Origin of the sequence: Hymenobacter oligotrophus, assembly GCF_003574965.1 — a bacterium.
GTDB classification, from domain to species: domain Bacteria; phylum Bacteroidota; class Bacteroidia; order Cytophagales; family Hymenobacteraceae; genus Solirubrum; species Solirubrum oligotrophum.
The window spans coordinates 1280242-1305832 of the sequence record NZ_CP032317.1 but is presented as its reverse complement, the minus strand read 5'-3'; the positions used below and the strand labels follow the sequence as shown (position 1 = coordinate 1305832).

Annotated in this window: 22 protein-coding genes; 11 read left to right on the top strand and 11 right to left on the bottom strand. The window is 59.9% G+C overall.

Annotated elements, in window-relative coordinates; genetic code table 11:
* The first annotated feature begins 88 nt into the window (after positions 1-88).
* From D3Y59_RS05480 to D3Y59_RS05450, 7 genes are all read left to right on the top strand, one after another.
* Positions 89-3064 carry an FtsK/SpoIIIE family DNA translocase gene (locus tag D3Y59_RS05480; protein WP_119444138.1) on the top strand — a complete coding sequence of 992 codons (2976 nt, stop codon included), beginning with the start codon at positions 89-91 and terminating at the stop codon, positions 3062-3064.
* 112 nt (positions 3065-3176) lie between these two features.
* Positions 3177-3821, top strand: coding sequence for a LolA family protein (locus D3Y59_RS05475; RefSeq protein ID WP_119444137.1), 645 nt, complete (start codon positions 3177-3179; stop codon positions 3819-3821).
* 117 nt (positions 3822-3938) lie between these two features.
* The gene (locus D3Y59_RS05470) at positions 3939-5243 is read left to right on the top strand and encodes a DUF2851 family protein (RefSeq protein WP_119444136.1); all 1305 of its coding nucleotides are present in this window, start codon (positions 3939-3941) and stop codon (positions 5241-5243) included.
* Complete coding sequence (locus D3Y59_RS05465) at positions 5240-6514, top strand: hypothetical protein (protein ID WP_119444135.1); 1275 nt, start codon at positions 5240-5242, stop codon at positions 6512-6514. Before D3Y59_RS05470 ends, D3Y59_RS05465 begins: the two co-directional genes overlap by 4 nt.
* Positions 6515-6622: 108 nt before the next feature.
* A complete protein-coding gene (locus D3Y59_RS05460; protein WP_119444134.1) occupies positions 6623-7255 on the top strand; it encodes a NeuD/PglB/VioB family sugar acetyltransferase in 633 nt (210 codons plus the stop codon).
* Between the two features lie 93 nt (positions 7256-7348).
* Positions 7349-8302 carry an oxygen-dependent tRNA uridine(34) hydroxylase TrhO gene (gene trhO, locus D3Y59_RS05455; RefSeq protein ID WP_119444133.1) on the top strand — a complete coding sequence of 318 codons (954 nt, stop codon included), beginning with the start codon at positions 7349-7351 and terminating at the stop codon, positions 8300-8302.
* A 224-nt stretch (positions 8303-8526) separates the two neighbouring features.
* Positions 8527-9399, top strand: a complete 873-nt coding sequence (locus D3Y59_RS05450; protein WP_119444132.1) for a nucleoside phosphorylase — start codon at positions 8527-8529, stop codon at positions 9397-9399.
* Between the two features lie 195 nt (positions 9400-9594).
* On the opposite strand, the gene D3Y59_RS05445 is transcribed toward D3Y59_RS05450, so the two are convergent.
* Both D3Y59_RS05445 and D3Y59_RS05440 read right to left on the bottom strand, forming a co-directional pair.
* Positions 9595-9894, bottom strand: coding sequence for a hypothetical protein (locus D3Y59_RS05445; RefSeq protein WP_119444131.1), 300 nt, complete (start codon positions 9892-9894; stop codon positions 9595-9597).
* A gap of 112 nt (positions 9895-10006) precedes the next feature.
* A complete protein-coding gene (locus D3Y59_RS05440) occupies positions 10007-11023 on the bottom strand; it encodes an aldehyde dehydrogenase family protein (RefSeq protein WP_119444130.1) in 1017 nt (338 codons plus the stop codon).
* 175 nt (positions 11024-11198) lie between these two features.
* Between D3Y59_RS05440 and D3Y59_RS05435 the strand changes: the two genes are divergently transcribed.
* Positions 11199-11549, top strand: a complete 351-nt coding sequence (locus D3Y59_RS05435) for a 4Fe-4S dicluster domain-containing protein (protein WP_119444129.1) — start codon at positions 11199-11201, stop codon at positions 11547-11549.
* A 191-nt stretch (positions 11550-11740) separates the two neighbouring features.
* On the opposite strand, the gene D3Y59_RS05430 is transcribed toward D3Y59_RS05435, so the two are convergent.
* Both D3Y59_RS05430 and D3Y59_RS05425 read right to left on the bottom strand, forming a co-directional pair.
* Complete coding sequence (locus tag D3Y59_RS05430) at positions 11741-12958, bottom strand: N-acetyl sugar amidotransferase (protein ID WP_119444128.1); 1218 nt, start codon at positions 12956-12958, stop codon at positions 11741-11743.
* Positions 12959-13014: 56 nt separating this feature from the next.
* A complete protein-coding gene (locus D3Y59_RS05425; RefSeq protein WP_119444127.1) occupies positions 13015-13950 on the bottom strand; it encodes a carbon-nitrogen hydrolase family protein in 936 nt (311 codons plus the stop codon).
* 215 nt (positions 13951-14165) lie between these two features.
* Between D3Y59_RS05425 and D3Y59_RS05420 the strand changes: the two genes are divergently transcribed.
* A complete protein-coding gene (locus D3Y59_RS05420; protein ID WP_119444126.1) occupies positions 14166-16877 on the top strand; it encodes a valine--tRNA ligase in 2712 nt (903 codons plus the stop codon).
* 85 nt (positions 16878-16962) lie between these two features.
* On the opposite strand, the gene D3Y59_RS05415 is transcribed toward D3Y59_RS05420, so the two are convergent.
* The 3 genes from D3Y59_RS05415 to D3Y59_RS05405 all read right to left on the bottom strand — a co-directional run bounded on the left by D3Y59_RS05415 (position 16963) and on the right by D3Y59_RS05405 (position 20130).
* Positions 16963-17181 carry a hypothetical protein gene (locus D3Y59_RS05415; protein ID WP_119444125.1) on the bottom strand — a complete coding sequence of 73 codons (219 nt, stop codon included), beginning with the start codon at positions 17179-17181 and terminating at the stop codon, positions 16963-16965.
* A gap of 101 nt (positions 17182-17282) precedes the next feature.
* Complete coding sequence (locus tag D3Y59_RS05410) at positions 17283-18674, bottom strand: dihydrolipoamide acetyltransferase family protein (protein WP_119444124.1); 1392 nt, start codon at positions 18672-18674, stop codon at positions 17283-17285.
* A gap of 199 nt (positions 18675-18873) precedes the next feature.
* Positions 18874-20130 carry a competence/damage-inducible protein A gene (locus tag D3Y59_RS05405; RefSeq protein WP_119444123.1) on the bottom strand — a complete coding sequence of 419 codons (1257 nt, stop codon included), beginning with the start codon at positions 20128-20130 and terminating at the stop codon, positions 18874-18876.
* A 97-nt stretch (positions 20131-20227) separates the two neighbouring features.
* Here D3Y59_RS05405 and D3Y59_RS05400 point away from each other — a divergent pair, with 97 nt between their 5' ends.
* Positions 20228-21052, top strand: coding sequence for a DUF4197 domain-containing protein (locus D3Y59_RS05400; RefSeq protein ID WP_162910577.1), 825 nt, complete (start codon positions 20228-20230; stop codon positions 21050-21052).
* A gap of 91 nt (positions 21053-21143) precedes the next feature.
* Positions 21144-21902 carry a DUF4197 domain-containing protein gene (locus D3Y59_RS05395; RefSeq protein ID WP_119446339.1) on the top strand — a complete coding sequence of 253 codons (759 nt, stop codon included), beginning with the start codon at positions 21144-21146 and terminating at the stop codon, positions 21900-21902.
* Between the two features lie 162 nt (positions 21903-22064).
* On the opposite strand, the gene D3Y59_RS05390 is transcribed toward D3Y59_RS05395, so the two are convergent.
* The 4 genes from D3Y59_RS05390 to D3Y59_RS05375 form a co-directional block, all read right to left on the bottom strand.
* The gene (locus D3Y59_RS05390; protein ID WP_119444122.1) at positions 22065-22445 is read right to left on the bottom strand and encodes a hypothetical protein; all 381 of its coding nucleotides are present in this window, start codon (positions 22443-22445) and stop codon (positions 22065-22067) included.
* Positions 22446-22648: 203 nt separating this feature from the next.
* Positions 22649-23275: an ABC transporter ATP-binding protein gene (locus D3Y59_RS05385; protein WP_119444121.1), complete on the bottom strand. Its 627-nt coding sequence runs from the start codon at positions 23273-23275 to the stop codon at positions 22649-22651.
* On the bottom strand, positions 23265-24062 hold the full coding sequence (gene lpxA, locus D3Y59_RS05380; protein ID WP_119444120.1) for an acyl-ACP--UDP-N-acetylglucosamine O-acyltransferase: 798 nt from the start codon (positions 24060-24062) through the stop codon (positions 23265-23267). The genes D3Y59_RS05385 and lpxA overlap by 11 nt, the downstream gene beginning before the upstream one ends.
* 112 nt (positions 24063-24174) lie before the next feature.
* Entirely contained in the window at positions 24175-25569 is a 1395-nt protein-coding gene (locus D3Y59_RS05375) for a bifunctional UDP-3-O-[3-hydroxymyristoyl] N-acetylglucosamine deacetylase/3-hydroxyacyl-ACP dehydratase (RefSeq protein WP_119444119.1), read from the bottom strand.
* Between the last annotated feature and the right edge of the window lie 22 nt (positions 25570-25591).

Sequence of the window (25591 nt, the reverse complement as noted above, 5' to 3'; positions counted from 1 at the left end):
CAATAGCCGCTTCGCAAGGCCGTTTCAACCGTTCGTTCTCGCCGGCTACCGGCGAAAAACCCATAATTTTGGCCCTTTGGCGCGTCAAATGGCAAAGAATACCTACAAACCCGCGAATGGCACGGCTCCCCGGGCCACCAACGAAGCACGCCCGCGCAACCAACCCAAGGCGGCCGCGGCCGAACCGGCGCGCGAGCCCAAACGCCCTGTGCCTCCGGCTGCTCCAAAGCCGCCCCGCCAGCCCCTGAAGCTGCCAGACCTAGGGCTGTCGTTGGCGTTTCTGCGCGACCGACGCTTTCAGCTGTTCGTGGGCTTTTTCTTTCTGCTCACCTCGCTGTACCTCACCATTGCCTTCCTGTCGTACCTGTTCACGGGCCACGCCGACCAGAGTGTGGTGGAGGGCATCGACCAGACCTCGGTGAAAGAAGCCGGGCAGGAGTCGGGCAACTGGCTGGGCCTGCTCGGGGCTTGGGTTTCGCACTTGCTCATTCAGCAAGGTTTTGGCATTGCCGCGTTTGCGCTTATTCCAGTGGCGTTTGCGGCCGGCTACAAGGTGGTGTTCCGCCGCGCCGAGGTGTCGCTCAGCTTTGTTACGGCCGTGTGCATGTTTGCCATGTTGTGGCTGAGCATGCTGATGGGCTACTTGGTACTCAGCATTCAAACCCCCGACACCGACCCGCGCGTGGCGCACAGCCTCGATTTTCTGAGCGGCGGCATCGGTTACGAGGCGGCGCTTTGGCTCGATAGCCTTATTGGCTGGGGCACGGTGCTGTTGCTGGCTTTCCTGCTGATTTCCTTTGTGGTAGGGTTTTTCAACGTTACCACCCTCAACCTTCCGCGCCGCCTAGGTGCCTCGGCCGCCGATGACGACGATGCCGAGGAGCCAGCCCGTATTCCAGAGCCTGCCTTGTATGGCCAAACCGGCCTGGGCGTAAACCACGCGGCCAACCCCGGGGCTTCGCTCGATGGTGACGAGGCGGAAGATGATTCAATGGGATTTACCCTGCGCCGGGTAGGCCCGCTGGCCGAGGCCGAGAAACCTGCGCCGGCCAAAACCGCTAAGCCCGAGCCGAAACCCGAACCCACGCGCCCTGCCGTTGTCCTTGCCCTCGATGACGAAGACGACGAGGAAACGCCCGCTGCCATCAACCTCAGCCCGGCTACTTCGGTAGCCAGTGCTGCGGCCACCATGGCCCTGGGCGGCGTGGCGCAAGCTGCACCGGCCGCCGGCGCCGCAGCGGCCGCACTGGCGGCCAGCAGCGGGCCCAGCTTCTCATTTGAAGCACCAGCCGCCGAGCCCGAAACAGCCCCGGTGTTTGTGCCGCCCAGCATTCCAACGCCGCTCTCCTTGGCCGACCTGGCCGACAACGACGCGCCGCTGCCCGCCCCGAGCGCGCCCAAAGGCCCGGCTTTTGAAGTTGAGATTCCGCAGGAACCCGAGCCCGCTCCGGTACTGGCCATCGAAACCGACACCGATGAGCTGGACCCGGCCGCCGGTGCCGCCGTGGCGGCCGTGGTGGAAGAAGACGAGGACGCCATGCCCATGGTGAACTACGACCCCACCCTCGACCTGCCCCGTTACCAACCGCCCGCGCTTGAGCTGCTCAACGACTACGGCCAAGCCAAAGCCCAGGTAAGCAAAGAGGAGTTGGAGGCCAACAAAGACCGCATCGTTGAAACCCTAGGTCACTACGGCATCAACATCGCCTCCATCAAAGCCACCATCGGCCCCACGGTTACGCTCTACGAAATCGTGCCCGATGCCGGGGTGCGCATCAGCAAAATCAAAAGCCTCGAAGACGACATTGCCCTGAGCCTCGCGGCCCTAGGTATCCGCATCATCGCGCCCATTCCGGGCAAGGGCACCATCGGTATTGAGGTGCCGAACACCAAGAAGGAAATGGTGTCGATTCGCTCGGTGCTGAGCACGGAGAAATTCCGCAACAGCGAAATGAGCCTGCCCATTGCTTTCGGCCGCACCATTACCAACGAGGTGTTTGTGGCCGACTTGGCCAAAATGCCGCACTTGCTGATGGCCGGCGCCACGGGCCAAGGCAAATCGGTGGGCCTGAACGTGATTCTGGCCTCGTTGCTTTACAAGCGCCACCCCGCCCAGCTAAAGTTCGTGCTCGTCGACCCGAAGAAGGTAGAACTCAGCATCTTTAACAAAATCGAGCGGCACTTTTTGGCTAAGCTCCCCGACACCGAGGAAGCCATCATCACCGATACCAAAAAGGTGGTGCACACGCTCAACTCGCTGTGCATGGAAATGGACCGCCGCTACGACCTGCTGAAGGATGCCGGCTGCCGCAACCTGAGCGAGTACAACCGCAAGTTCACGGAGCGCCGCCTCAACCCGAAGAAGGGCCACCGCTACATGCCCTTCATCGTGCTGGTAATCGACGAGTTGGCCGACTTGATGATGACGGCCGGCAAAGAGGTGGAAACACCCATTGCTCGCCTTGCACAGCTGGCCCGCGCCATCGGCATTCACCTGATTGTGGCCACGCAGCGCCCCTCGGTAAACGTTATCACCGGCATCATCAAGGCCAACTTCCCGTGCCGCATCAGCTTTAAGGTTACCTCCAAAATCGACTCGCGCACCATTCTGGACACGGGCGGCGCCGACCAGCTGATTGGCCAGGGCGACATGCTTTTTTCGGCCGGTTCCGATTTGATTCGCGTGCAGTGCGCGTTCATCGACACGCCTGAGGTCGACCGCGTCTGCGACTTTATCGGTGAACAACAAGGTTACTCCGATGCTTATATGCTGCCCGAAGTTGCCGGTGCCGACGGCGATGCCGGCGGCGGCAACGAGGACATGGACCCCGCCGACCGCGACTCGATGTTCGAAGAAGCGGCCCGCGTGATTGTGCAGCACCAGCAGGGCAGTACCTCGCTGCTGCAGCGCCGCCTGAAGCTGGGCTACAACCGCGCCGGCCGATTAATCGACCAACTGGAACACGCCGGCATCGTTGGGCCGTTTGAAGGAAGCAAGGCCCGCGAGGTGCTGGTTCCGGACGAATACGCTTTGGAACAGTTGTTGAATAGCCTTCCTAAGTAGGAGAACCGCGAGAGACGAAATCAGTGCTTAGACTTTTTTCGGCTCGAATGGCATCCCTGCCTTAAACTAAGTTCTCTGCTTTCGTATCTAAGCGCTGAAACCACACTTCCCCATGAAAAAATTCGTTGCCCTGTTGGCCATTGCCGTTTCGTCTGTTCAGTTGGCTGTGGCGCAGCAAGACCCCAAAGCCGCTAAAATCCTGGATCAGATGAGCGCCAAATACCAGGCGATGAAAGCGTTCCGGGCCTCGTTCACCCAAACGCTCGAAAACCAGTCGGCGAAGGTGAAGGAGAACATGAACGGCGACATCATCGTGAGCGGCCCCAAGTTCCGTTTGAAGCTCAACGGCCAGGAGGTCATCAACAATGGCCAAACCATGTGGACGTACATGAAGGCCGAAAACGAGGTGAACATCTCGGATTACGACCCCGAGGACCAGGAAATTTCGCCCTCGCAGATTTATACGCTCTACAAGAAAGGCTATAAGTACGCCTACGCCGGCGAAACCGTGGAGGGCGGCGTGCCTTGCGACGTAATTGAGCTGTCGCCGGAAGACCACAACAACCAGGTGTACAAAGTGCGCCTGAACGTGAGCAAGAAGGACAAGTCAGTGAAAAGCTGGAAGATGTTCAAGAAGAACGGCAACCGCTACACCTTCGCTATCAAGAAGTTTGAGCCGAACCCGCCGGTAGACGCTACGACCTTCAACTTCGATAAGGCCAAGTACAAAGGCGTAAAGGTTGTCGATCTGCGCTAAGCTTGCCTAGGTGCCTTTGCCCGCGGCCCGCTTCTGCCACCTAGGCAGGGGCGGGCCGCGGTATTTTGGGCGGGGCGGCGTATTTTCGTCGGATTATTCTCGGGGCCCGAATCCGGTATGCAGGAAGATTTTATTCACTACGTCTGGCAGCATCAGTACTTCGATAAAACCTTGCTTCGTACCGAAGGCGGCGAGGACGTAACCGTGCTGCGGCCTGGCTACCGCAACGCCGATGCCGGCCCGGATTTTTTGAATGCCCGCCTGATGATTGGGGATGTGGAGTGGAACGGCGCCGTGGAGATACACCTGCGTGCGTCGGATTGGCACCGCCACAACCACCAAGCCGACAAAAAATACGACCAGGTAGTGCTGCATGTAGTGCACACCGCCGATGCGCCCGTGCACCGCACCGACGGCACCCCCGTGCCCACGCTCAACCTAGGGCCGCGCATCGAGCCCACGTTGCTGGCCGCTTACCACGCCCTTACCAATGCACCGGTGCCGGCGCTTTTGCCCTGTGCGGGAGCCCTGCCTGCCGTGCCCGAGCTTACCCGCCTGATGATGGTTGAGCGCGTGCTGCTCGAGCGCGTTACGGAAAAAGCCGCGGTGTTGCAGGCCCTGCACGCCCGCACCGGCCACGATTGGGAAAGCACGGCCTGGCACGCCTTGGCTGGAGGCTTTGGATTCAAGAAGAACACCGAGCCGCTGGCCCGGCTTGCGCAGGCGTTGCCGCTGTCTGTTTTGCGCAAGCACCGGCACGATTTGCGCCAAACCGAGGCCCTGCTTTTTGGGCAAGCCGGGCTGCTGCCGCCCGCCGATTCGGCCCCCGATGAGTACTGCGCCAACCTGCGCGGCGAGTACGACTTCTTGGCGCATAAATACAACCTAGGGCCGGCGGCCATGCAAGCGCACGAGTGGAATTTTCTGCGGTTGCGCCCCGCCAACTTCCCCACGGTACGCTTGGCCCAACTGGCCGCTTTGCTGCACGCCCAGCCCCGGTTGTTTCAGCCCTTGCTCGATGCCCCCGACGTACGCACCCTAGAGAAACTGCTGCTGGTGCCGGTATCGGAGTATTGGCAAAGCCACTACCGGCCTGGCGTGCCGGCGGCCAAAGTGCCCGGCCTAGGCAAAAGCAGTGCGCATTTGCTTATCATCAACGTGGTGGTGCCGCTGCGGATAGCCCATGCTCGCTCCATCGATAACCAGGCCGGGATAGAGGCCACCGTGGAACTGCTGACACAGTTGCCGCGCGAGCAAAACAGCATTCTGGCCGTGTACGAAGCGTTGGAATTTCGGCACCGCTCGGCCGCCGATTCGCAGGGCTTGCTGGCCTTGCACAACGGCTATTGCGCACCTAGGCGCTGCCTGCATTGCGCCATCGGCAGCCGCATTCTCCAACGAAACGTTTCGGCTGCCAGGTGAAGCTGCTGCTAGCAATTGCAGGAAACGCGGCAGTGCTTTGGCTGCTGTGGCGCTGGCTGCGCGCGCAACGCGTGGTGGCCGGGTTCCGCTACGTGTTGGTGCCGGCCCTAGTGCTGCGGCTGCTGGCGGGCGCGATTAGCGTGGTGCGCCCCACCTCCGATGCCCAATACTACCACTACTGGGCTGGTTTGCTGAACCAACAGCTGTGGAAGGAACCGGCTGCCTGGCTGCAAACGCTGGCCGGCGAGGAGTTCCGGTTTGCGGGCCAAAAGCTGGTTTTTCACGGCTACTCCAACACCTTTTTCTTCCTAAAGCTGCTGTCGGTACTCAACCTGCTTAGCGGTGGTTCGATGCTGCTGAACGCGCTGTACTTGTCGCTCATCAGCTTTGCGGGCTGCTGGCTGGCGGTGCAGGTGTTTGGTCGCGCGCTGCCGGGTACCAAAGGAGCAGCCATGCTGGGCCTGCTTTTCTGGCCATCGGCGCTGTATTGGTCGGCGGGCATCACCAAAGAAAGCCTGCTGATGGCCAGCGGTGCCGGGTTGGTAGCTGCCGCGGTAGCCCTGCTCTACGGCACCCCTGGGCGGCCCTGGCGGTGGGCACTGGTGGGGCTAGTGTGCGCTTGGCTGAACTTTAAGATGCGCTTTTTTTATGGGGGCGTGCTGTTGGCGGCATTGTTGGCGCTGGCGGTGGTGCGCGTGGCGCAACGGCTGCTGGGCATCCGGCGGCGGTGGCAGGTGCTGTTGTTCGCGCTTACGCTTGGTTTGGGGGCCGTTGCGGCCGGCGAAGTCAGCCCGGTATTTCGCTTCAACAAATTCGCCAGCCAACTTACGCGCACTTATTCAGCGCTGCAGCAAAAGTCGTTGGGGCGCCCGCACATTGCCTTGCCGCGCTTGGCACCCACCGCCGAAAGCATTGCCCGCTACACCCCCAAGGCCGTGGCGAGTGCGCTGCTGCGCCCGTTTGCCTGGGAGGGCGACAGCATATTTTACGGTTTTGCAGCCCTCGAAAACCTCGGCTTGCTGCTGCTGCTAGCCCTGGCGTGCTGGGACCTAGGCGGCCATCCGCGGCGCGCTGCCCTCCCGTTTGCCCTTGGGCTGGCGCTGCTTACCTACTGCTTTGTGCTGGCTGCATTGCTCGGGCTAAGCACCCCCAACCTAGGCACCCTAAGCCGCTACCGCGCCCCCATGTTGCCCATGCTGGTGTTGGTGCTGAGCTGCCAGCCAACCGTTGCCAAGTTGTTGCGGCGCCTGCGCTTGTTTGTGTTGCGCTAACGCGGGCACGGGCGGTTTGCGCGCAGGAACAGTAGCTTTCGGCAGCAGGCGGCGTATCTTTGCGGCTTGTAGCGCCTAGGTGTGGCGCACTCCCCCGAAGCTTAGCGCATGGAAAATCCTGTTATCATCCTCGGTGCCCAAAACGTGGGCACCGCCGCCCTCGACGCCTTCAGCAGCAATGATGTGGTGGTGTACTGCCTGCTCGACGACGACCAGAAATTGCAGAACACCGATCTGCACGACATTCCGGTAATGGGCAGCACCGAAGACGAAGAATTTCTGAAGCTGCTGGGCAAAAAATGCGAGGTGTTTGTAGCCACCGAAGACGCGGCCAGCCGCCGCGCCCTCACCAACATGCTACGCCAGGAGTACGAGCAAGTGCCCGTTAATGCCATTCACAAAGCGGCCAGCGTATCGGAGCATGCCTGGCTGGGCCACGGCAACTTGGTGTCGGCCGGCGCAGTGCTTGGCTCCGACTGCAAAATCGGCAACGGATGCCTGATTGGGCCCCGCGCCGTGGTCGACGTGCGCGCCCAACTCGCCGATTATGTGCAGGTTGGCGCCGGCGCCGTTATCAACAGCGAGGTTGTGGTGGAGGAGCAAGCCTTCATCGGCTCGGGAGCCGTGGTGGTTTCCGGCGTCAAAATCGGCGCCAAAGCCCGGGTGGGCGCCGGCGCCGTGGTGGTGGCCGATGTGCCCGCCGGCCAAACCGTGTTTGGCAACCCTGCAACTAAGGTTTAATGAGGAGTGAGGAATGAAGAAGAAGGAGTTTGTTGTTTCGGCCGATACCTCACGTTCTTCCTTCCTCGTTCTTCCTTTTTCATTTTCACAAAAATGAATTACCGCGTACTGCTTTACTACTGCTACACGCCCATCGACGACGTAGTGGCGTTTCGTGAAGAGCACCATCGCCTCTGCCTGAAGCTCGACTTGCGCGGGCGCATTATTGTGGCCTCCGAGGGCCTGAACGGCACCGTGTCGGGCACCCAGGAAAACTGCGCGGCCTACATGGAGGCCGTAAAAGCCGACCCACGTTTCGCAGCCCTGGAGTTTAAAATTGAGGAGGCGCCGGCCCACGCTTTTCAAAAGCTGCACGTGCGCATCAAGCCCGAAATCGTGCACGTAGGGCTGCCCGCCATCAAGCCGTACGAGCGTACCGGCGTGCATTTGTCGCCGCAGGAGTTTCGCGACATGAAGGACCGCGACGACGTGGTTATCCTTGATGTGCGCTCCGACTACGAGCACCACCTAGGGCGTTTCAAAAACGCCGTAACCCTGGACATCGGCAACTTCCGGGAGTTTCCGGAAAAAGTGGAAGAACTGCGCCAGTACCAGGATAAAAAGATCCTGACGTACTGCACCGGCGGCATTAAGTGCGAGAAGGCCTCGGCGTACTTGCTCGAGCAAGGTTTCGAGAACGTATACCAACTCCACGGCGGCATTATTAAATACGGCCTGGAGGCGGGCGGCGAAGACTTTGAGGGCAAGTGTTACGTGTTCGACGGTCGCGTGGCCGTGGATGTGAACACCGTGAACCCCACCGTGGTGGCCAATTGCGTAAACTGCGGCCAACCCAACGAGCGAATGGTAAACTGCGCCAACCCACACTGCAACGACCACGTGGTGCAATGCGAAAGCTGCGGCCAAACCCTCGATGGTGCCTGCTCCGAAGCTTGCCAACAACACCCCGACAAGCGCCCCTACGACGGCACCGGCAACTACCCCAAGGTTAGCAACCACTACAACCCCGAGCAGGGCTTATACTCGTATTGCCCACCGGTACGCTGAAATTAAGGAAGAAGGAAGAACACTGGCAAGGCCTGGCCTGTTTCGCTGAAGCGCAGGAAAATGGAGTAGCAGAGCATTTCGGTTCTGCTTGCTGCATTAGCGGCTCAATGGCACGGGGCGAGCACCTCGCGGCGCGGCTTAAACCTTGTTTAAGCCGCGCCGTTTTCGTTTAATCTGCGTAAATCGTCCTTCATCGTTCCTCAATCCTCATTCTCTCCCGTGCTATGCCGATTCCTTCGTCGGAACTCATCCTGAACCGCGATGGTAGCATCTACCACCTCAACCTGCTGCCCGATCATATTTCCGATACCATCATCACCGTTGGCGACCCCGACCGCGTGCCGCTGGTAAGCCAGCACTTCGACTCGATTGAGACGCAAGTGGCCAAGCGCGAATTTGTGACACACGTGGGCTACTACCGCGGCAAGCGCCTCACGGTGCTTTCGACGGGTATCGGTACCGACAACATCGACATTGTGCTGAACGAACTGGATGCGTTGGTGAACATCGATTTCGTGACGCGTGAGCCGCGTCCGCTCGAGGAGCGCATTTCGTTGCGCATTGTGCGGGTGGGCACCAGCGGCGCGCTGCAACCCGATGTGCCCGTGGGCGCGCACCTCGTTACGGAGCACGCCATCGGCCTGGAGTCGCTGGTGCAGTTTTATCCGCTCGTGGAAACCGGCGCCGAAGTGGAGTTTGCCACCACCGTGCAGCAAGCCGTTGGTCTCGATTACCGCCCGTACTGCGTGCTCGGCTCCGACCTGCTGCGCGAGCAGCTGGGCGCCGGCATGCTGAACGGCAACACCGTAACGTGCCCGGGCTTCTACGGGCCGCAGGGCCGTTCGCTGCGGCTCGAGTTGCGCTACCCCGATTTGCTGGAGCGCCTGCGCGGAGTGCAGTTCAGCAACCCCGAGGGCACCTTCCGCCTTACCAATTTCGAGATGGAAACCGCCGGCTACTACGCCCTAGGTCGAATGCTTGGCCACGAGGTAGTGTCGCTTAACGCCATTGTGGCCAACCGCGCCACCGGCGAGTTTGCCGAGCACAGCGACCAAATCGTAAACGATTTGATTGCCAAAACCCTCGACCGCGTTTAGGCGCTGACTTCGGTTCCGGATACTTTACGGAAGCAGCCCGGCCAACCAGCCGGGCTGCTTTGCTTTTCAGCAAACCTCCGACCACGGGACGCCCCCTAGGTCGGCACAAGGCCAATACCGAAAACGGCCCGGCGCACGCAGCGCCGGGCCGTTTTGCGGAGCGCCCCAACTGGGGCCCCAGCCAGTGCTTGTGGCTTAGTAAAAGTCGAAGCCGACGATGGCATTCAGCGGAAGCACAACGCCGGCCTTCAGGGTAATGTAAGTTTCGTGCACGGCCCACACGGTGGTTTGCACGCGTTTCAGGCTGCCGTCGGCGGTCTGGAAGTAGATGTCGAGCTTGCCGTGGTAGTTGTTACCTAGGGCGCAAGCGCGCTCGGCATCGAAACGGCGTACTTGCCGCTCAGCTGGGGTCAGGAGGGCGTCTTCGGGACGGAAGCGCAGGGTCGGAATCGTTTCTTTCGCAACGGTTTCGGCCGATTGGGTGACGACTTGCATAGGCGTACAAAATCGGGGTGGTTGGTACTTGCTGAACAAACAACCGTGCCAAAAGTCTGCGGCAAGTGCAGTGCGCCTGATGATCGACCTTGGAGTGCGCGGCCCCTATAAGTTACGACAACGCCGCCAGAAATGCCATCGTGTCGATGCCGTCGGCGTAGTCGTCCACGCGCGGCTGCTGGGCCTGGCCGGCCGGCACGCTGCCCGGGTACCAGCCGTTGACGGACACCACAATTTGGGTTTTGGCAGCTACCTCGGCCAGCTGCTGGCGCAGGTCCTCTTCGTGCTGGTAGTAGCTGTAGTGCACCACCGAAATGGGCGAAACCAGCTGCATGCTTTCGGTCAGCATCAGGAAGCCCGAATCGAGGTGGGGCACCCGGTTCACGAGCAGCAAGCTTTTTTGGTAATCGTAGTTGTTGTGGTAGCGGTTGTGCTCCAGGGCGTTGGCCCAGGGGTGCATGGCGTTCAGAAACGGCACAAAATCGTAGCCAGATGGCACCAGCAGCTTGGATACGTTGCGGCAGCCCAGGCCGTAGTACTGAAAAATATCGGGCCCGAATTGCGCCAATTCTTCTTCCGGCTCGAAACCGGCAATTACCCCAATGCTCGAGCGGTTGCGCCGAATGAGGTTGGGCTTTTTGCTGAAGTAAAACTCAAAGTAACGCGCGCTGTTGTCGGAGCCGGTGGCAACAAACGCGTCGGCTTCGCGCAGCATTTCCACAAAGCGCAGGCTCTCCTTAAACCGCGGCTCGATTTGCAACAGCTCGTCGGCCACCCAGCGCAGCAGGATGTTGTCGTCGGCCGAGAGTTTGGCGAGCAGAATATGGCCGCTTACCAGCACGCACAGCAAATCGTGGAAGCCCACCATCGGAATGTTGCCGGCCATCACCACGCCCACCCGGCGCGGCTCGCCCAGGGGCTCGGCCGGGTAGCGGGCTGCCCACTCGCGCAGGGCGTTTTCTTCGAGCAAATACGCTACGCCTTGCACGGCGGCGCGCACGCTGGCCTCGTCGAACCACGGGTTGTGGCTGCGGGCGCGGCGAACCAGCACGGCCAGCTCGTCGGCGGGAAGGGTGCGCAGGCGCTGGCCTAGGCGAATAAAGGCGGCAAGACGTTCGGCTTGGGTCATAAGGGGCTTAAGCGGGAATCAGGGCCGAAAGTTCGTAAGAAACCGCGGGCAGTACTACTTTTGCCCGACTGTGCGAGAACCTACTGCCGGGCTTGCGGTTGATTCAGGCAAACCCCAAGCCCCGGCGGCTGCGTATCAGAAACACTTCCCTTACCAAACCTGACGACCTACGGCCATGGCCATCATGATTACCGACGAGTGCATCAACTGCGGTGCCTGCGAACCCGAGTGCCCCAACAACGCCATCTACGAAGGCGGCGCGAACTGGCGCTGGGCCGACGGCACCACGTTGAAAGGCACCATTGAGGTGGATGGCGGCAAGCAAGTAGATGCCACCAACCCCCAAGTACCTGTTTCCGACGAATACTACTACATCGTGTCGGACAAGTGCACCGAATGCGTGGGCTTTCACGAGGAGCCCCAGTGTGCCGCGGTGTGCCCCGTCGACTGCTGCGTTGACGACCCCGACTACCGCGAAAGCCAGGAGCAGCTGCTGAAGAAAAAAGACTGGCTGCACATAGCCTAGCTGCTGCAAGGCACCTAGGCCCTAGGTCATTTGACTGATTGTCATCCTTCATCTGGCGTACGCAAAGCGAAGGACCTTATCACGTTTGGACAACTGACGTAACAACGTCTCGTTCTAGCGTGGTAAGGTCCTTCGCTTTGCGTACGCCAGATGAAGGATGATAGACCAAGGATGACAGCGGCAGAAAACAGCTACGTGCCGCAGTTGAAGTATTTGTCGTAGGCCGATTCGGGCAGTAAACGCAGCTTGCTGGCTAGTTTGATGGGCCAGCGCAGCAGCCGTATGAGCGCGTAGTTGTTTGGGTAGTCGCGAAAAGTTTTTACCGGCGTCGCAACTATTTGCTCAAACTCCTCGCGCGTGAGACCTAGGCGCTTGATGCACAAATTGATGACCTTCTGGTCTTCGATGGCATTTACGTGCTGGCAACGCTCCAGGGCCTCGTCGCGCGTCATCTGCCCCGAGCGCACTAGCGCCGAGTAGTTAAACAAGCGCCGGTCGATGTTGAACTTGGTGCGGTTGAGGTAATAGATGACGCTCTGGTAGAGGTCGTCGAAGTAATGGGAGCCGGGGTTTACCCATTCCAATTCGCGTTGCAGCAGCTCGTCGACGTAGGCGCGCACGTACGGTACGTGGTAAAGCAGCGTTACGGTGCGTATGCCGCGAATTACCGAGTAGTAAAACATCTCCTTCAAATCCAGGTTAAAGCCCGGATCGTTCGGGGTCCATTTGCGCAAGGGCACAGTGCCAAACTGCCGGTGCACAGCCTTTAAATACTTGCCATCCAGGTAATTCCACGACAAGGGGCAGATGCCTTCGGTGCGAAAGCTCTGCCCGATGATGATGCGTGTGATTCCTTCTTTGGCGGCTACTCCGTACAGTGCCGTGGCAATACCCACGTCGGTGCCTTCTTCGATATCCGGCGTTGAAGCTTTCAGGAACGCAATCTTCAGGTCTTTCGACTCGCGCCAGTCGGAGGTGATGGTGCGCAACTCTACGCCGAGTTTGCGGCAGGCCTTCACCATGTTTTCGCCCGCCACGGGGTTGCCGAAGCCGTCGTTGAAGTGCACCGCCAACGGGCGCAGGCCGAGCTTCACTACGCAGTACCACAGCGTAAAACTGCTGTCGCGGCCTCCGCTTACGCCCAGTACGCAGTCGTATTTCTTGCCCTGGCCTAGGTGCTTAAGCTCGGCGGCTACCTCCTGCACGTACCGCTCACCTTCCGGGCCTAGGGGATTTTCGCGGTCCATCTTGTCGTGCACGGCGCAAAAGTTGCACTCGCCGCGAGCATCGAAGCGGATGCCGGGCACGGTGGTGTCCATGATGCACCGGGAGCAGCGCTGCGCTTCAACCGAATGGGTTAAATCACGGGTGGCTGCATCGGTAATGGCTTGGGCGGAAGGTACTGTCATTGGGTAAAGCTGTTTCAATAGGTGCAGGTTTAAAATGGGAGTTATGGCGAAAGCCGTTACAACGGTTGGTCGAAGCGGTAGCCCGATTGCCGCAGCTTGTCGCTGATGGCGGTGCCGCGCTCCGGGCGGTGGGGGCGCGGCAAATCGGCCACAATCAGCTCACCGGCAAACTCGTTAAATGTGCCCTGCGCTTTAATGCCATCGGCCGCTACGGCCAGCGAGCAGCCTACGCTTTTCTTTCCTTCGTAAGGCCCGCCCACGATGTAGCCCACCGACGTAGTACCCACGACAACCACGTTATAAAGCGTAGCCAGAATTTTGTAGGGCTTCACCCACTTTTCTTGGTACGGGTCGTGCTCCTCGGTGATGGAGTAGTCTACCGTCCAGGACGACGGCGACAGGATGATTTCGGCCCCCATGCGAGCCAAGGTATGCCCGATGGACAAACCGTCGAGGTAATTGTCGGCGCAGATGTTTACACCAATCTTACCTAGGGGCGTATCAACCACATTCAGGGTTTGGCCTACTTGGTAGAACGGTTGCTCTACGCCAAGTAGGTTGATTTTGTGGTACTTGAGCAGAATACCACCCTCCGGGCCGATCAGAATCGCGGCATTGTAAATACGGCCATCAGCGGTGCGCTCGGTTAGTCCCGCACATACATAAATGCTATGCGCCTTGGCCTCCTGGCAAAGCCTGTCGGAGAACAAACCCGGGATGGGCTGAGCCTCGGTGAGGGCGCTGGGGTGCGTCCAGGCAAAGTCGAGGGTTTCGGGCAGCAACACCAACGCGCAACCTTGCTGGGCAGCCTGCGCAATCATTTGGGCGGCGCGCTCGAGGTTGCGTTGGGGTTCGCCGCCTTCAACCAGCAACTGGGCCATGCCCACGCGCAGGCTCCCCTGCGTGGGTGCTGCCGGTGCGGTAGCAAGCGAAGGGGGTGGGGCAGGTACGGGGGCGGTCGGCTTTTTCCACCGACTAAAAAGCGAATTCATGCGCAACAGAAAGCTTCAAGTTCAGCGCCTTGCAATGGCTGCGAGCCAAACCTTAAAAATAACTCATTAGCTCGTTAAACCTCTGAGCGGCTCACTTGTCGGGGCGAAAATACTGGCTTCGCAGCACTCATACGTCGGACGGGCCTGTAAGCAAGCTTCCGCCCCCGCCCCGAAATGCCTACTTTTGCCGCTTCCGAACTGATTCTCGAGCGACTATGTCCATCCCAAAAACCTACCAGCCAGCCGAGGTAGAAGAAAAATGGTATCAACGCTGGCAGGAGCAAGGCTTTTTTAACTCGAAGCCCAACCCGCGCAAACCCGCTTACTCGGTGGTTATTCCGCCCCCGAACGTAACCGGCGTGCTGCACATGGGCCACATGCTCAACAACACCATTCAGGATGTGCTGGTGCGCCGCGCCCGTATGCAAGGCAAGGAAGCCTGCTGGGTGCCCGGCACCGACCACGCCTCCATTGCCACCGAGGCCAAAGTGGTGCAGATGCTGAAGGAGCGGGGCATCGAGAAAAAAGACCTCTCGCGGGAGGAGTTCTTGAAGTATGCGTGGGAGTGGAAGGAGAAGTACGGTGGCATCATTCTGGAGCAGCTGAAAAAGCTCGGCGCCTCCTGCGACTGGTCGCGTACGCGCTTTACCATGGAGCCCGACCTTACCGAGGCCGTACTGCGCGTATTCGTTGATTTGTACCGCAAAGGCCTCATTTACCGCGGCATCCGCATGGTAAATTGGGACCCGCAGGGCCGCACAGCCTTGTCCGATGAGGAAGTAATTCCGAAGGATACCGTGGCGAAGATGTATCATCTGCGCTACGAGATTGTAGAGCCTAGAACTCAGAACCCAGTACTTAGAAGTGAGAACTTAGAAGCCGAAGGTGAAAATCAGAACGATTCTGAGTTCTCAGTTCTAAATTCTAAGTTCTTAACAGTTGCCACCTCGCGCCCCGAAACCATCATGGCCGATGTGGCCGTGGCCGTAAATCCGAATGATGAGCGCTACCGGCATCTGCACGGAGCCAAGGTGCGCATCCCGCTCCTAGGTCGCGAAATTCCGATCATCCTTGATGAGTACGTAGCCATTGATTTCGGCACGGGCGCGCTGAAAGTAACGCCTGCGCACGACCTCAACGACTACGAGCTTGGCCTGAAGCACAACCTGCCGGTTATCGATATTCTCAGCGACGATGGCACGCTGAACGAGAAGGCCGTGCTGTACGTGGGCCAGGACCGCTTTGCTGCGCGCCGCAACATCGTAAAGGACCTAGGCGAAGCTGGCTTGCTCGATAAGGTAGAGGAGTACCAGAGCGTGCTGCAAACTTCGGAGCGCACCGGGGCGGTTATCGAGCCGCGTCTGTCGCTGCAGTGGTTCCTGAAGATGGCCGACATGGCCGGCCCGGCGCTGGAAGTGGTAGAAGACGACCGCGTGAAGCTGCACCCGCCCAAGTTCAAGAACATGTACCGGGTGTGGATGGAGAACGTGCGCGACTGGTGCATCTCGCGTCAGTTGTGGTGGGGCCAGCGTATTCCGGCCTACTACCTGCCCGATGGTACTTTCGTAGTAGCGCTGAACGAGGAAGAAGCACTTCAATTGGCGCGTGAGCAAAGCGGCAACAACGATTTGCAGGTTAGCGACTTGCGTCAGGATGAAGACGTGCTCGATACCTGGTTCTCGTCGTGGCTGTGGCCGATTTCGGTGTTCGATGGATTCAAAGATCCGGACAACCCCGAAGTCAACTACTACTACCCAACCGACGACCTCGTAACGGCTCCCGAAATCCTGTTCTTCTGGGTAGCCCGCATGATCATGGCCGGCCTGGAGTACCGCAAGGATGTACCGTTCCGCAACGTGTACCTCACCGGCATTGTGCGCGATGCCCAGGGCCGCAAGATGAGCAAGAGCCTCGGCAACTCGCCCGACCCGCTCGACCTCATTGCCCAGTACGGCGCCGACGGTGTGCGCACCGGTATGCTGTTTTCGTCGCCGGCCGGCAACGACTTGCTGTTCGACATCAAGCTGGTAGAGCAAGGCCGCAACTTTACTAACAAGCTCTGGAATGCCTTCCGCCTTACCCAAGGCTGGGAAGTAAACGACGAGCTGGCGTTTGTAAATGAACGTGCTACCGAGTGGTTCCAGGCCAAGCTGCAGAGCACCCTGGCCGAGCTGGACGAGCACTTTGCGAAGTTCCGCATGTCCGACGCGCTGATGACCATTTACAAGCTCGTGTGGGACGACTTCTGCTCGGTGTACCTCGAGATGATTAAGCCGGCTTACCAAGCGCCCATCGATGCCGAAACGCTGCGCCGCACCACCGGCTTCTTTGAGCAACTGCTGAAGCTGCTGCATCCGTTCATGCCGTTCATCACGGAGGAAATCTGGCATCACCTGGCCGAGCGCGGGGCCAAAGACTACCTGTGCGTTGCTGCCTGGCCCAAGCAACAGCCCGTGGAGGGCGGCGCCGAACTGCTGGCCCGCATGGATCGAGCACTCGACGTAGTGGCTGGCGTGCGCAACATCCGCAATCAAAAGGGCCTAGGTCCGAACAAGCCCCTCACGCTGGCTGCCAAAACCGATGACACCGGCCTGTTGCAAGATTACGATGGCATCATTCGTAAGCTGGCAGCCCTTGCCGAGATAAACGTGGTAGACGCCGCCCCGGCAGCTGCCGTAGGATTCGTGTCGGGCGGCGCCGAGTTCTTCGTGCCGATGGAAGGGCAGATTGACCTAGAAGCCGAGCGCGAACGGCTGACGAAAGAGCTGGAGTATGCCCAAGGCTTCCGCGAATCGGTGCTGAAGAAGCTGGCCAACGAGAAGTTTGTGAATAACGCCAAGCCCGATTTGGTTGAGCGTGAGCGGCAGAAGCTGGCTGATGCCGAAGCCAAAATTGCAGCCCTCGAGCAAAGCATGGCGGCGCTATAAGCTGCCAGCTGGCAACCAAAACAAAGCGGCCGCACCTAGGAGGTGCGGCCGCTTTGTTTTGATGAACAACCGAGACCGGGAGCTGCTATTCCGCTTCGCCCGGAACCGGCTCCCCAGCTTCGCGGGCTTGTATGCGGGCTTGCTGGCTCAGTTGGTTTTGCAGCTGAAAGGTTACTTGCTCGCAATCGGCCATGCGGCGCTGCGCCTCGGCCAGTTGACGCTCGGTAGAGGAAACGCGAACGTACAGGTAAATGATCAGGGCCAGCGAAAGTACCAGGGCACCTAGGGTTGCAAAGTTTTTCATAACCTGAAAGAAATCAAAAAGAAAAGCCCGCCGATCTGACGGGCTTGTTCAAGCAATGAGTCGTGGCAAATGCACTTGCAGCTGCCACGGCTCGGTACCTGTTAGATGGCCGTGTTGGGGTCGAACTGCTCAAGGTAGTCGGCCACGCGGCGCACGAACATGCCACCCAGCGAACCATCAACAACGCGGTGGTCGTAGGAGTGCGACAGGAACATGAAGTGGCGGATCCCGATCAAATCACCCTGCGGCGTTTCGATGACGGCCGGCTTTTTCTTGATGGCACCTAGGGCCATGATGGCCACCTGCGGCTGCATGATGATGGGCGTACCCATCACGTTGCCAAACGAGCCAACGTTCGAAACCGTGTAGGTGCCGTTGGCCAGGTCTTCGGGCTTAAGCTTGTTCTGGCGGGCGCGGTTGGCAAGGTCGTTTACGCGCTTGCTCAGGCCGTTCAGGTTCAACTGGTCGGCGTTGTGAATAACCGGCACGATCAGGTTGCCCGAGGGCAGCGCCACGGCCAAACCAATGTTAATGTCGCGCTTCTTGATGATGTAGTCGCCATCAACCGAAACATTGATGTTCGGGAAGTCCTGAATGGCTTTCACGATGGCCTGCACCAGAATGGGAGTGTAGGTCAGGTTTTCGCCTTCGCGCTTTTTGTAAGCGTCTTTGTGCTTCTCGCGCCATTGCACAATGTTCGTCACGTCGGCTTCTACGAAGGAGGTAACGTGGGGCGAAATGCGCTTCGAGTCGACCATGCGCTGGGCAATCATCTTGCGCATGCGGTCCATCTCGATGATTTCCTGGTTGCCGCTTACCGACGGAGCTGGCTTGCTGGCCGGAGCCGCAGCAGGCTGAGCGGCAGGAGCCGGGGCCGAAACGGCAGAAGCGGCTTGTGGGGCCGGAGCGGCGGCCTGAGCTACCGGAGCGGCAGCTTGGGCCGGTTGCTGACCACGGTTAGCAACGAAGTCGAGGATATCTTTCTTCGTAACGCGGCCGCCTTGGCCGGTGCCGGGCAGGCGCTCCAGATCAGCCATCGAAATACCCTCTTCGCGGGCAATGTTCAGCACCAGCGGCGAGTAGAAACGGCCGGGTTGAGCTTCGCCAAGCTGCGAACCACCCGTGGCAGCAGCCGAGGCAGCGGCAGCATTCGGTACAAACGGCACCTGCTCGGCAACTTGGGCGGCTTCGGCCCCAACGGCTACCGGAGCAGCTTCGGTTGCCGGAGCTTGGCCGTTGGAGGCAGCAGCGGCATCGGTTTCGATGATGGCGATGGGCGCGCCCACGGCAACAACCTGGCCTTCTTCCACCAAAATCTGCTGCAAAACGCCTGCGTGGATGGCGGGCACCTCGGTGTCCACTTTATCGGTGGCCACTTCCAGCACCGATTCATCCTGCTCAATGGTGTCGCCCACCTGCTTGAGCCATTTGAGGACGGTGCCTTCCATGATACTTTCGCCCATCTTGGGCATCACCATTTCCACTCGTGCCATGCGTGATTTGATTAGAAGAATTGGGGTGGGAAAGGAAGCTAGATCGTGAGAAAACAGGCCGTGGCAGCCCGAAATCGGGGCCAAAGGTAGCTGATTTGCGGTATGCTACCTCATGCGCAGGCCTAGGTTGGCGAACAGTCGTTAGGAGCCAAGCGCAAGTGTTTGACTTGCAGCAAGGTAAAACAGATGCCGGCAGCTGTTAGCCAACTGCGGGCAGATGCTGACGCACCAAGTTGAGCGCGGCCGTCGTGATAAACTCAATGTTGAGCTGCCGGCCGCGGTTGAACGTGATTTTGCGGGCCACGGTTTGGTGGGCATCGGCGTAGGCCAACCAAAAGGTGCCCACGGGTTTCTCTTCGGAGCCGCCGCCCGGGCCGGCAATGCCGCTGGTCGCCACGGCTACATCAACGCCTAGGTGGCGGCGGGCACCTTCGGCCATTTGCCGCACGGTTTCCTCGCTCACGGCGCCGTGGGCTTCCAGCGTAGCGGGCTCCACGCCTAGTTGCCTCACTTTTACGGTGTTGGCGTAAGCAACCACACTGCCCATGAAGTACTCCGAGCTGCCCGCTACACCGGTGAGCTTGTGCGCAATGGCTCCGCCAGTGCAGCTTTCGGCTGTGCCAATGGTCAGGCCGCGCTCTTTCAGCAGGGTACCTAGGGCAGCTTCCAATGGCACTTCGCCTTCGGCAAACAGGTAGGGGCCGATGAGAGCCCGCAGCGGCGGAAGTTGTGCCTCGAGCCGCTCGCGCAGGTTGGGTTGGCCGTCGTCGGTAGCGGTGAGGCGCAGGCGCACGCCGCCTAGGTAGGGCAGGTAGGCGAGCTTCATGTTGGCCGGCAGCTGGGCTTCCCACTCGGCAATTTGCTCGGCCAGAAAGGATTCGCCCTGGCCAATGGTTTGCAGCACGGCATGCTCGATGGGCGGCACCCGAAAGTACTCCTGCAACTTGGGCAGCACGTGCGTGGTCATCAGGTGCTTCATCTCAAACGGCACGCCCGGCATCGATACGAACACCACACCGCCGTCGTCGAACCACATGCCGGGAGCCGTACCCACGGTGTTGCGCAGGGGCGTGCAGGCTTTGGGCAAGTAGGCCTGCTGCCGGTTCACCTCGAGCATGGGGCGGTTGAAGCGGGCAAAAATGGCCTCTACGTCGCGCAGCGAAGGCTCGTACAGCTCCAACTCGCTGCCGAAGTACCGGGCCAGTACGTGCTTGGTCAAATCGTCTTTCGTGGGACCTAGGCCGCCGGTCATCAGCACTACCTGGGCGCGTTGGCGGGCCTCGTCGAGGGCCCGCACAATTTCTTCGGCCTTATCGGAAACCGAGCTGATCTGGCGGATGCGCAAGCCAATCTTGCCTAACTCCTGGCCCATCCAGGCCGAGTTGGTATCGATTACTTGGCCGTAGAGCAACTCGTCGCCAATGGTGATGATTTCGACGGCAGGAATTTGGGACATAGCAAGAGAAAGGTTGGAAGCAGGCAAATTCGGCGCAATTTGTGCACTCGTTTCAAAAGACCACGACCCGGGCCCTCCGGTTTACACATTTCTTCGCATGTCTGCATTTCGCTTCTCCCTGATGGTGTTGGCCGGTGCGCTGTTGGCCGCTCCCGCTGCCTCGGCCCAAACCAAAACCACGACCACCAAGAAAACCACCACTGCCAAAAAGCCCGCGGCAAAAACCACTGCCAAGCCCGCTGCCACCAAAACCACGGTGAAGGCCGCTACCACCGCCAAAGCCCCAGTTGCCCCGGCACCAGCCCCGCTCACGGCGGAGGAAGCCACGGCCGGCGTGCGCGAGGCGCTCGGCCTGAGCATTACGCGCGGCCTCGAGGCCGGCGGGCAGGCCGATGGCTTCAACACTAACCCCGATGTGCGACTGGGCTTTCCGCCCGAAGCCGAGCTGGTGGCAACCACGCTGCGCGGCCTGCGCATGGGAGCCGTTATCGACAAATTTGAGGTGTTGCTGAACCGTAGCGCCGAGAGCGTAGCGGCCAATCCCCAAACGGCTACCATTTACAGCAATGCGCTTCAACGCCTGGCCATTGCCGATGCGCTTGCCCTCGTGAACTCGCGCGAAGGACGAATTGCCTCGCAGCAACTCAAGCAGCAAACCGCCGCGCAGGTGCAGGAAGAGCTGAAGCCGTTGGTGGCCGCCGCCCTGGAGCAAACGGGTGCCAAGCAGCTCTACGGCGAACTAATGCTGCGCTACAAGAAAGTGCCGCTGGTAACGCCCATTAGCACCGACCTGACCACTTACGCCACCGGCCAAATTAGCGCGGGCATCTACACGCTTATCGCCGACGAAGAAAGCCGCATCCGCCTGAACGCCTCGGCTCGCCCCACCGCCACGCTGCAGCGCGTGTTCGGCTCGCGCTAGGCCCGGCTACCTTGGCGGCTGAACTTTGGTCCGGTTTCTGCCATTACCGCTTACAAGGCCGCATTACCGGCTTTTTCTCGATATGAATACCATGCGTTTTGTTGTTTTGGCGGCCGGCCTGGCCCTAGGCGCCACCTCGGCGGCCGAGGCGCAGCTGATTAAGCTGCCCAAAATCGGCGGCACCACCATTCAGCTACCCAAACCAGCTACTACTACCGCGGCCGGCAAAATCGGTGGGGTGTCGCAGGAGGAAGCAGCCCTAGGTCTCAAAGAAGCACTAACCCAAGGCATCAGCAAAGGAGCCGACCAAGCCTCGAAGCAGGACGGCTTTTACCTAAACAAGCTGATTCGGATTCCCTTTCCGCAGGACGCGCAGCGCGTGGCTACTACTATGCGCCGCCTGGGCCTAGGTACCGAGGTCGACCGCTTTGAGTTGGCCTTGAACCGCGGCGCCGAGCAAGCCGCTACCAGCGCCAAGCCCATCTTCGTTACGGCCATCCGCAGCCTCACATTCCGGGATGTGTGGAACATTCTGTCGGGCGAGAAGGACGCTGCCACTCAGTACCTCAAGCGTACCACCACCCCGCAGCTGCTCACGGCGTTTGCGCCCATCATGCAGCAGGCCCTCGACCAAACCAACGCCACGCGCTACTACTCAACGCTCGTAACGCGCTACAACAAAATCCCGATGGTGCAGCCCGTCAACCCGAACCTCAACGAATACGCCACCGGCAAAGCCATCGACGGCTTGTTCATGCTCATCGCGCAGGAAGAAGCCAACATCCGCGAAAACCCCGTGGCCCGCACCACCGAGCTCCTCCGGCGCGTGTTTGGCAGCAAGCGGGGCTAGGTGTCAGTTGCCAGATAGCAGCGCTTCAGCCCAACGAAAATAGTGGCTTGCTCTGGCTGACACATACGGATTAGCGCCGAGCATCTAACCACCCAAAAAGGCCCGCCGGAACCAAGTTCCGGCGGGCCTTTTTGCGTGCCGCAGCACGCCTAAGCGGTAAATTTAAAACTCGTCTTCGTCATAGTCGCGGTTGCCCCGGCGGCTACGGCGCTGGGCCTCGTAGCTGTCATCGTCGTCGTCGAGGCCCAATGCGTCGTCATCGTCGTCGAGCCCGCCCGAGCCGTAGCGGCCCGAGCCTTCGGGGTCTTCCTGGGCTTCGGCAGCGGCAAATTCGTCTTCGGTGAGGTTGGCCAGATCCAGGGCCTCATCGTGCGACGAGCCGGTGTCGCGCCACATCAGGTAGTCGGCGTATTTCGTCGCCAACGAGTCTTCCGAGGAGGCGCCTTTGCGGCCGCCTTTGCCCGGGCGGCTGTTGGGGATTGAGCTATCAAGCTCGTCGTCATCATCGAACAGATCGTCGTCGAGGTCGTCGTAGCTTCTCATGAGAGCGGTGAATTGATGGGGTTGAGCGGGGTAAAATAGGGGAGCAGCCTTGGCCTGAACCGCGAAACGCAGGCCCAGAAGTGCAGGTTACGCGGTTGGCCGAAAGCGGTTGGTGGTTAAGTAAAAAAAGCGCTGAAAGGGCAAGACGCTTACCCTAAGATAAGCAGCAAAACCCGGAAGGCACCGGCGGCCGCCGTAAGAAACTACCGACGCGGGGCAAAGTCGGTTACGTGCAGCCGCGCTTGGCAAAAGGCGTATTCCTCCTCCACATTCGAGCTTACCAGCACCAGGCGGCCCGGCGTGGTAGCGGCCACGTGCTCGTGGTACCACGCAATGCCAGCCCGGTCGAGGTTGGTGGTGGGCTCGTCGAGCAGCAGCAGGGGCGCGGCGGCGTACAAGGCCAAGGCCAGTTTTACGCGTTGCTTCATGCCCGACGAAAAGTCGCGCACCAGCTTGTGCCGGGCGTGCGGCAATTGCATTAGCTCGATGAGCTGCGCGTGCGACAAGCCCGCGCGCAGCGGCCGAAACCGGGTGTGAAACTGCACCAGCTCGGCCAGCGTCAGCTCCTCAATCAGCTCGAGGTAGGGGGCGCACAGCCCTAGGTGGCGGGCTACCTCATCGGCCGGCACCGGCCGGCCCTGCAGCGTAAAGCGCAGCTCACCGGCCGAAGGCAACGTGTAGGCAGCCAATACCTGCAGCAGCGTGCTTTTGCCGGCGCCGTTGGGGCCCAGCAACGCAGTGGCCGTGCCCGAGGCGAACGTGTGCGTCAGCTCGCGAAAAATCCAGTCGCGGCCGAAGCGCTTGCCCAGCCCGATGGCCTCAATCTGCACTGTTGCCGTTGCGCGAATAGCCCTTGATGATGCCGCGGCTTGAGTTGCGCACGAAGTTTACCACCTCGTCGCGTTCGGGCGAGGGCAGCAGCTCCAACTCAATCTTGTCGAGGGCGTCGCTGGTGTTCAGGCCGCTCATGAACAGTAGGCGGAAGCACTGCTGAATTTGCAGAATGGCCTCTTCGCTAAAGCCGCGGCGGCGCAGGCCAACCGAGTTTACACCGGCGTAAGTGAGCGGCTCGCGGCCCACCTTAATGAACGGGGGCACGTCTTTGCGCACCAACGAGCCGCCGCCGATAAACGCATGCTGCCCGATGTGCACGAACTGGTGCACGGCCGAGGTACCACCCAAAATGGCCCAGTCGCCGATTACCACGTGGCCGGCCAGCTGTGTGGTGTTCGAAAGAATGCAATTATCGCCCACCACGCAGTCGTGCGCAATGTGCACGTAGGCTTGCAGCAGGCAGTTGCTACCCACCACGGTTTTCATCCGGTCTACGGTGCCGCGGTTAATCGTTACGCATTCCCGAATCACGGTATTGTCGCCGATGTGCACGGTGGTTTTCTCGCCTGCGAACTTGAGGTCCTGCGGAATGGCCGAGATAACGGCGCCCGGAAAAATCTTAACGTTTTTGCCGATGCGCGCCCCCGACATGATCGTTGCGTTGGGTCCGATCCAGGTGCCTTCCCCAATTTCAACGTCTTGCGCGATGGTGGCAAACGGTTCGACCACCACGTTTTGCGCAATGCGCGCGTCGGGGTGAATATAGGCGAGCGGTTGGTTCATTTAGTCAATGAACAATTAACAATGAGCAATGATCAGTGAGCAACGATTGGACCACAAACTGGCCACTCGGCGTTCATTGATAATTGTTCATTGATCATTGATAATTGGTGAATTAAGCGTCTTTCCGAACGATGCTGGCCGACATTTCTGCCTCCATCACCACTTTGCCGTTTACGAAAGCCTGGCCGCGCATTTTGGCAATGCCGCGCTTTACCGGCGAAACCAGCTGGCACTTGAAAATGATGGTGTCGCCGGGAATAACCTTGCGGCGGAACCGGCAGTTTTCGATACCCAGGAAATACGTCCAGTAATTTTCGGGATCGGGCACGGTGTTTAAAACCAAAATGCCGCCAGTTTGGGCCATGGCCTCGATTTGCAGCACGCCCGGCATTACCGGGTTGCCCGGGAAATGACCCGTGAAAAACTGCTCGTTCATCGTCACGTTCTTCACGCCCGTTACCGTGGTGGCGTCGAGGTGAATGATCTTGTCGATCAGCAGGAACGGGTAGCGGTGCGGCAGGATCTGGGCAATTTGGTTGATGTCCATCACCGGCGGGCGCGAGGGGTCGTACTGCGGCACCGGCGAGGTATCAACCTCCAGCATTTTCTTCTTGATCTTCTTGGCAAACGCGACGTTGGCCGCGTGGCCCGGCCGAGCTGCCAAGATTTGCCCTTTAATGGGGCGGCCCACTAAGGCCAGGTCGCCCACTACGTCGAGCAGTTTGTGGCGGGCCGGCTCGTTTTTGTGGCGCAGGTCCACGTTGTTCAGGATGCCTTCTTTTTTTACGGCCACTCTAGGTTTGCCCAGCATGGTGGCCAAATCGCCCAACTCTTCCTCGCTCACCACGCGGTCGACGACCACAATGGCGTTGCTCAAGTCGCCACCTTTGATCAGGTTCGACTTGTAAAGGGCTTCCAGCTCGTGCAGAAAACAGAAGGTGCGCGAGGCGGCAATTTCCTCCGAAAACTGCTCGATGTTCGTGAGCGAGGCGTGCTGCGAGCCCAGTACCGGCGAGTTGTAGTCAACCATTACCGTTACGCGGTAATCGTTGAGCGGCAGGGCGGCAATCTCGACGCCGCGGGCGTTGTCGACAAACCGGATTTCGTCGGGAATCTCGAAGTAGTTGCGCAGCGCGTTCTGCTCCTCCAGGCCAATGGCTTGCAGCGCGTCGACGAACGGCAACGACGAGCCATCCATGATGGGCGGCTCGGGGCCGTCGAGCTGAATCAGCACGTTGTCGATTTGCAAACCCACCAAGGCGGCCAGGGTGTGCTCCACGGTGTTTACGCGGGCGCCGTTCTGCTCGATGGTAGTACCACGCGACAAATCCACCACGTTATCAACGTCGGCGTCCACGATGGGCTGGCCCTCCAGGTCGATGCGCTGAAACTTGTAGCCGTGGTTTACGGGAGCGGGGCAGAACGTCATGGTAGCCTGCACGCCCGTGTGCAGCCCCACACCGCTCACGGTAACGGGGGCCTTAATCGTATGCTGTTTGTCGAACATTATCAGGAGCTAGGAGTCAGGA

Bases quoted from the DNA above. Each gene is read 5' to 3' on its own strand.
- D3Y59_RS05480 (WP_119444138.1), top strand. From the start codon at position 89: ATGGCAAAGAATACCTACAAACCCGCGAATGGCACGGCTCCCCGGGCC.
- D3Y59_RS05475 (WP_119444137.1), top strand. From the start codon at position 3,177: ATGAAAAAATTCGTTGCCCTGTTGGCCATTGCCGTTTCGTCTGTTCAG.
- D3Y59_RS05470 (WP_119444136.1), top strand. From the start codon at position 3,939: ATGCAGGAAGATTTTATTCACTACGTCTGGCAGCATCAGTACTTCGAT.
- D3Y59_RS05460 (WP_119444134.1), top strand. From the start codon at position 6,623: ATGGAAAATCCTGTTATCATCCTCGGTGCCCAAAACGTGGGCACCGCC.
- trhO (WP_119444133.1), top strand. From the start codon at position 7,349: ATGAATTACCGCGTACTGCTTTACTACTGCTACACGCCCATCGACGAC.
- D3Y59_RS05450 (WP_119444132.1), top strand. From the start codon at position 8,527: ATGCCGATTCCTTCGTCGGAACTCATCCTGAACCGCGATGGTAGCATC.
- D3Y59_RS05445 (WP_119444131.1), bottom strand. From the start codon at position 9,894: ATGCAAGTCGTCACCCAATCGGCCGAAACCGTTGCGAAAGAAACGATT.
- D3Y59_RS05440 (WP_119444130.1), bottom strand. From the start codon at position 11,023: ATGACCCAAGCCGAACGTCTTGCCGCCTTTATTCGCCTAGGCCAGCGC.
- D3Y59_RS05435 (WP_119444129.1), top strand. From the start codon at position 11,199: ATGGCCATCATGATTACCGACGAGTGCATCAACTGCGGTGCCTGCGAA.
- D3Y59_RS05430 (WP_119444128.1), bottom strand. From the start codon at position 12,958: ATGACAGTACCTTCCGCCCAAGCCATTACCGATGCAGCCACCCGTGAT.
- D3Y59_RS05425 (WP_119444127.1), bottom strand. From the start codon at position 13,950: ATGAATTCGCTTTTTAGTCGGTGGAAAAAGCCGACCGCCCCCGTACCT.
- D3Y59_RS05420 (WP_119444126.1), top strand. From the start codon at position 14,166: ATGTCCATCCCAAAAACCTACCAGCCAGCCGAGGTAGAAGAAAAATGG.
- D3Y59_RS05415 (WP_119444125.1), bottom strand. From the start codon at position 17,181: ATGAAAAACTTTGCAACCCTAGGTGCCCTGGTACTTTCGCTGGCCCTG.
- D3Y59_RS05410 (WP_119444124.1), bottom strand. From the start codon at position 18,674: ATGGCACGAGTGGAAATGGTGATGCCCAAGATGGGCGAAAGTATCATG.
- D3Y59_RS05405 (WP_119444123.1), bottom strand. From the start codon at position 20,130: ATGTCCCAAATTCCTGCCGTCGAAATCATCACCATTGGCGACGAGTTG.
- D3Y59_RS05400 (WP_162910577.1), top strand. From the start codon at position 20,228: ATGTCTGCATTTCGCTTCTCCCTGATGGTGTTGGCCGGTGCGCTGTTG.
- D3Y59_RS05395 (WP_119446339.1), top strand. From the start codon at position 21,144: ATGCGTTTTGTTGTTTTGGCGGCCGGCCTGGCCCTAGGCGCCACCTCG.
- D3Y59_RS05390 (WP_119444122.1), bottom strand. From the start codon at position 22,445: ATGAGAAGCTACGACGACCTCGACGACGATCTGTTCGATGATGACGAC.
- lpxA (WP_119444120.1), bottom strand. From the start codon at position 24,062: ATGAACCAACCGCTCGCCTATATTCACCCCGACGCGCGCATTGCGCAA.
- D3Y59_RS05375 (WP_119444119.1), bottom strand. From the start codon at position 25,569: ATGTTCGACAAACAGCATACGATTAAGGCCCCCGTTACCGTGAGCGGT.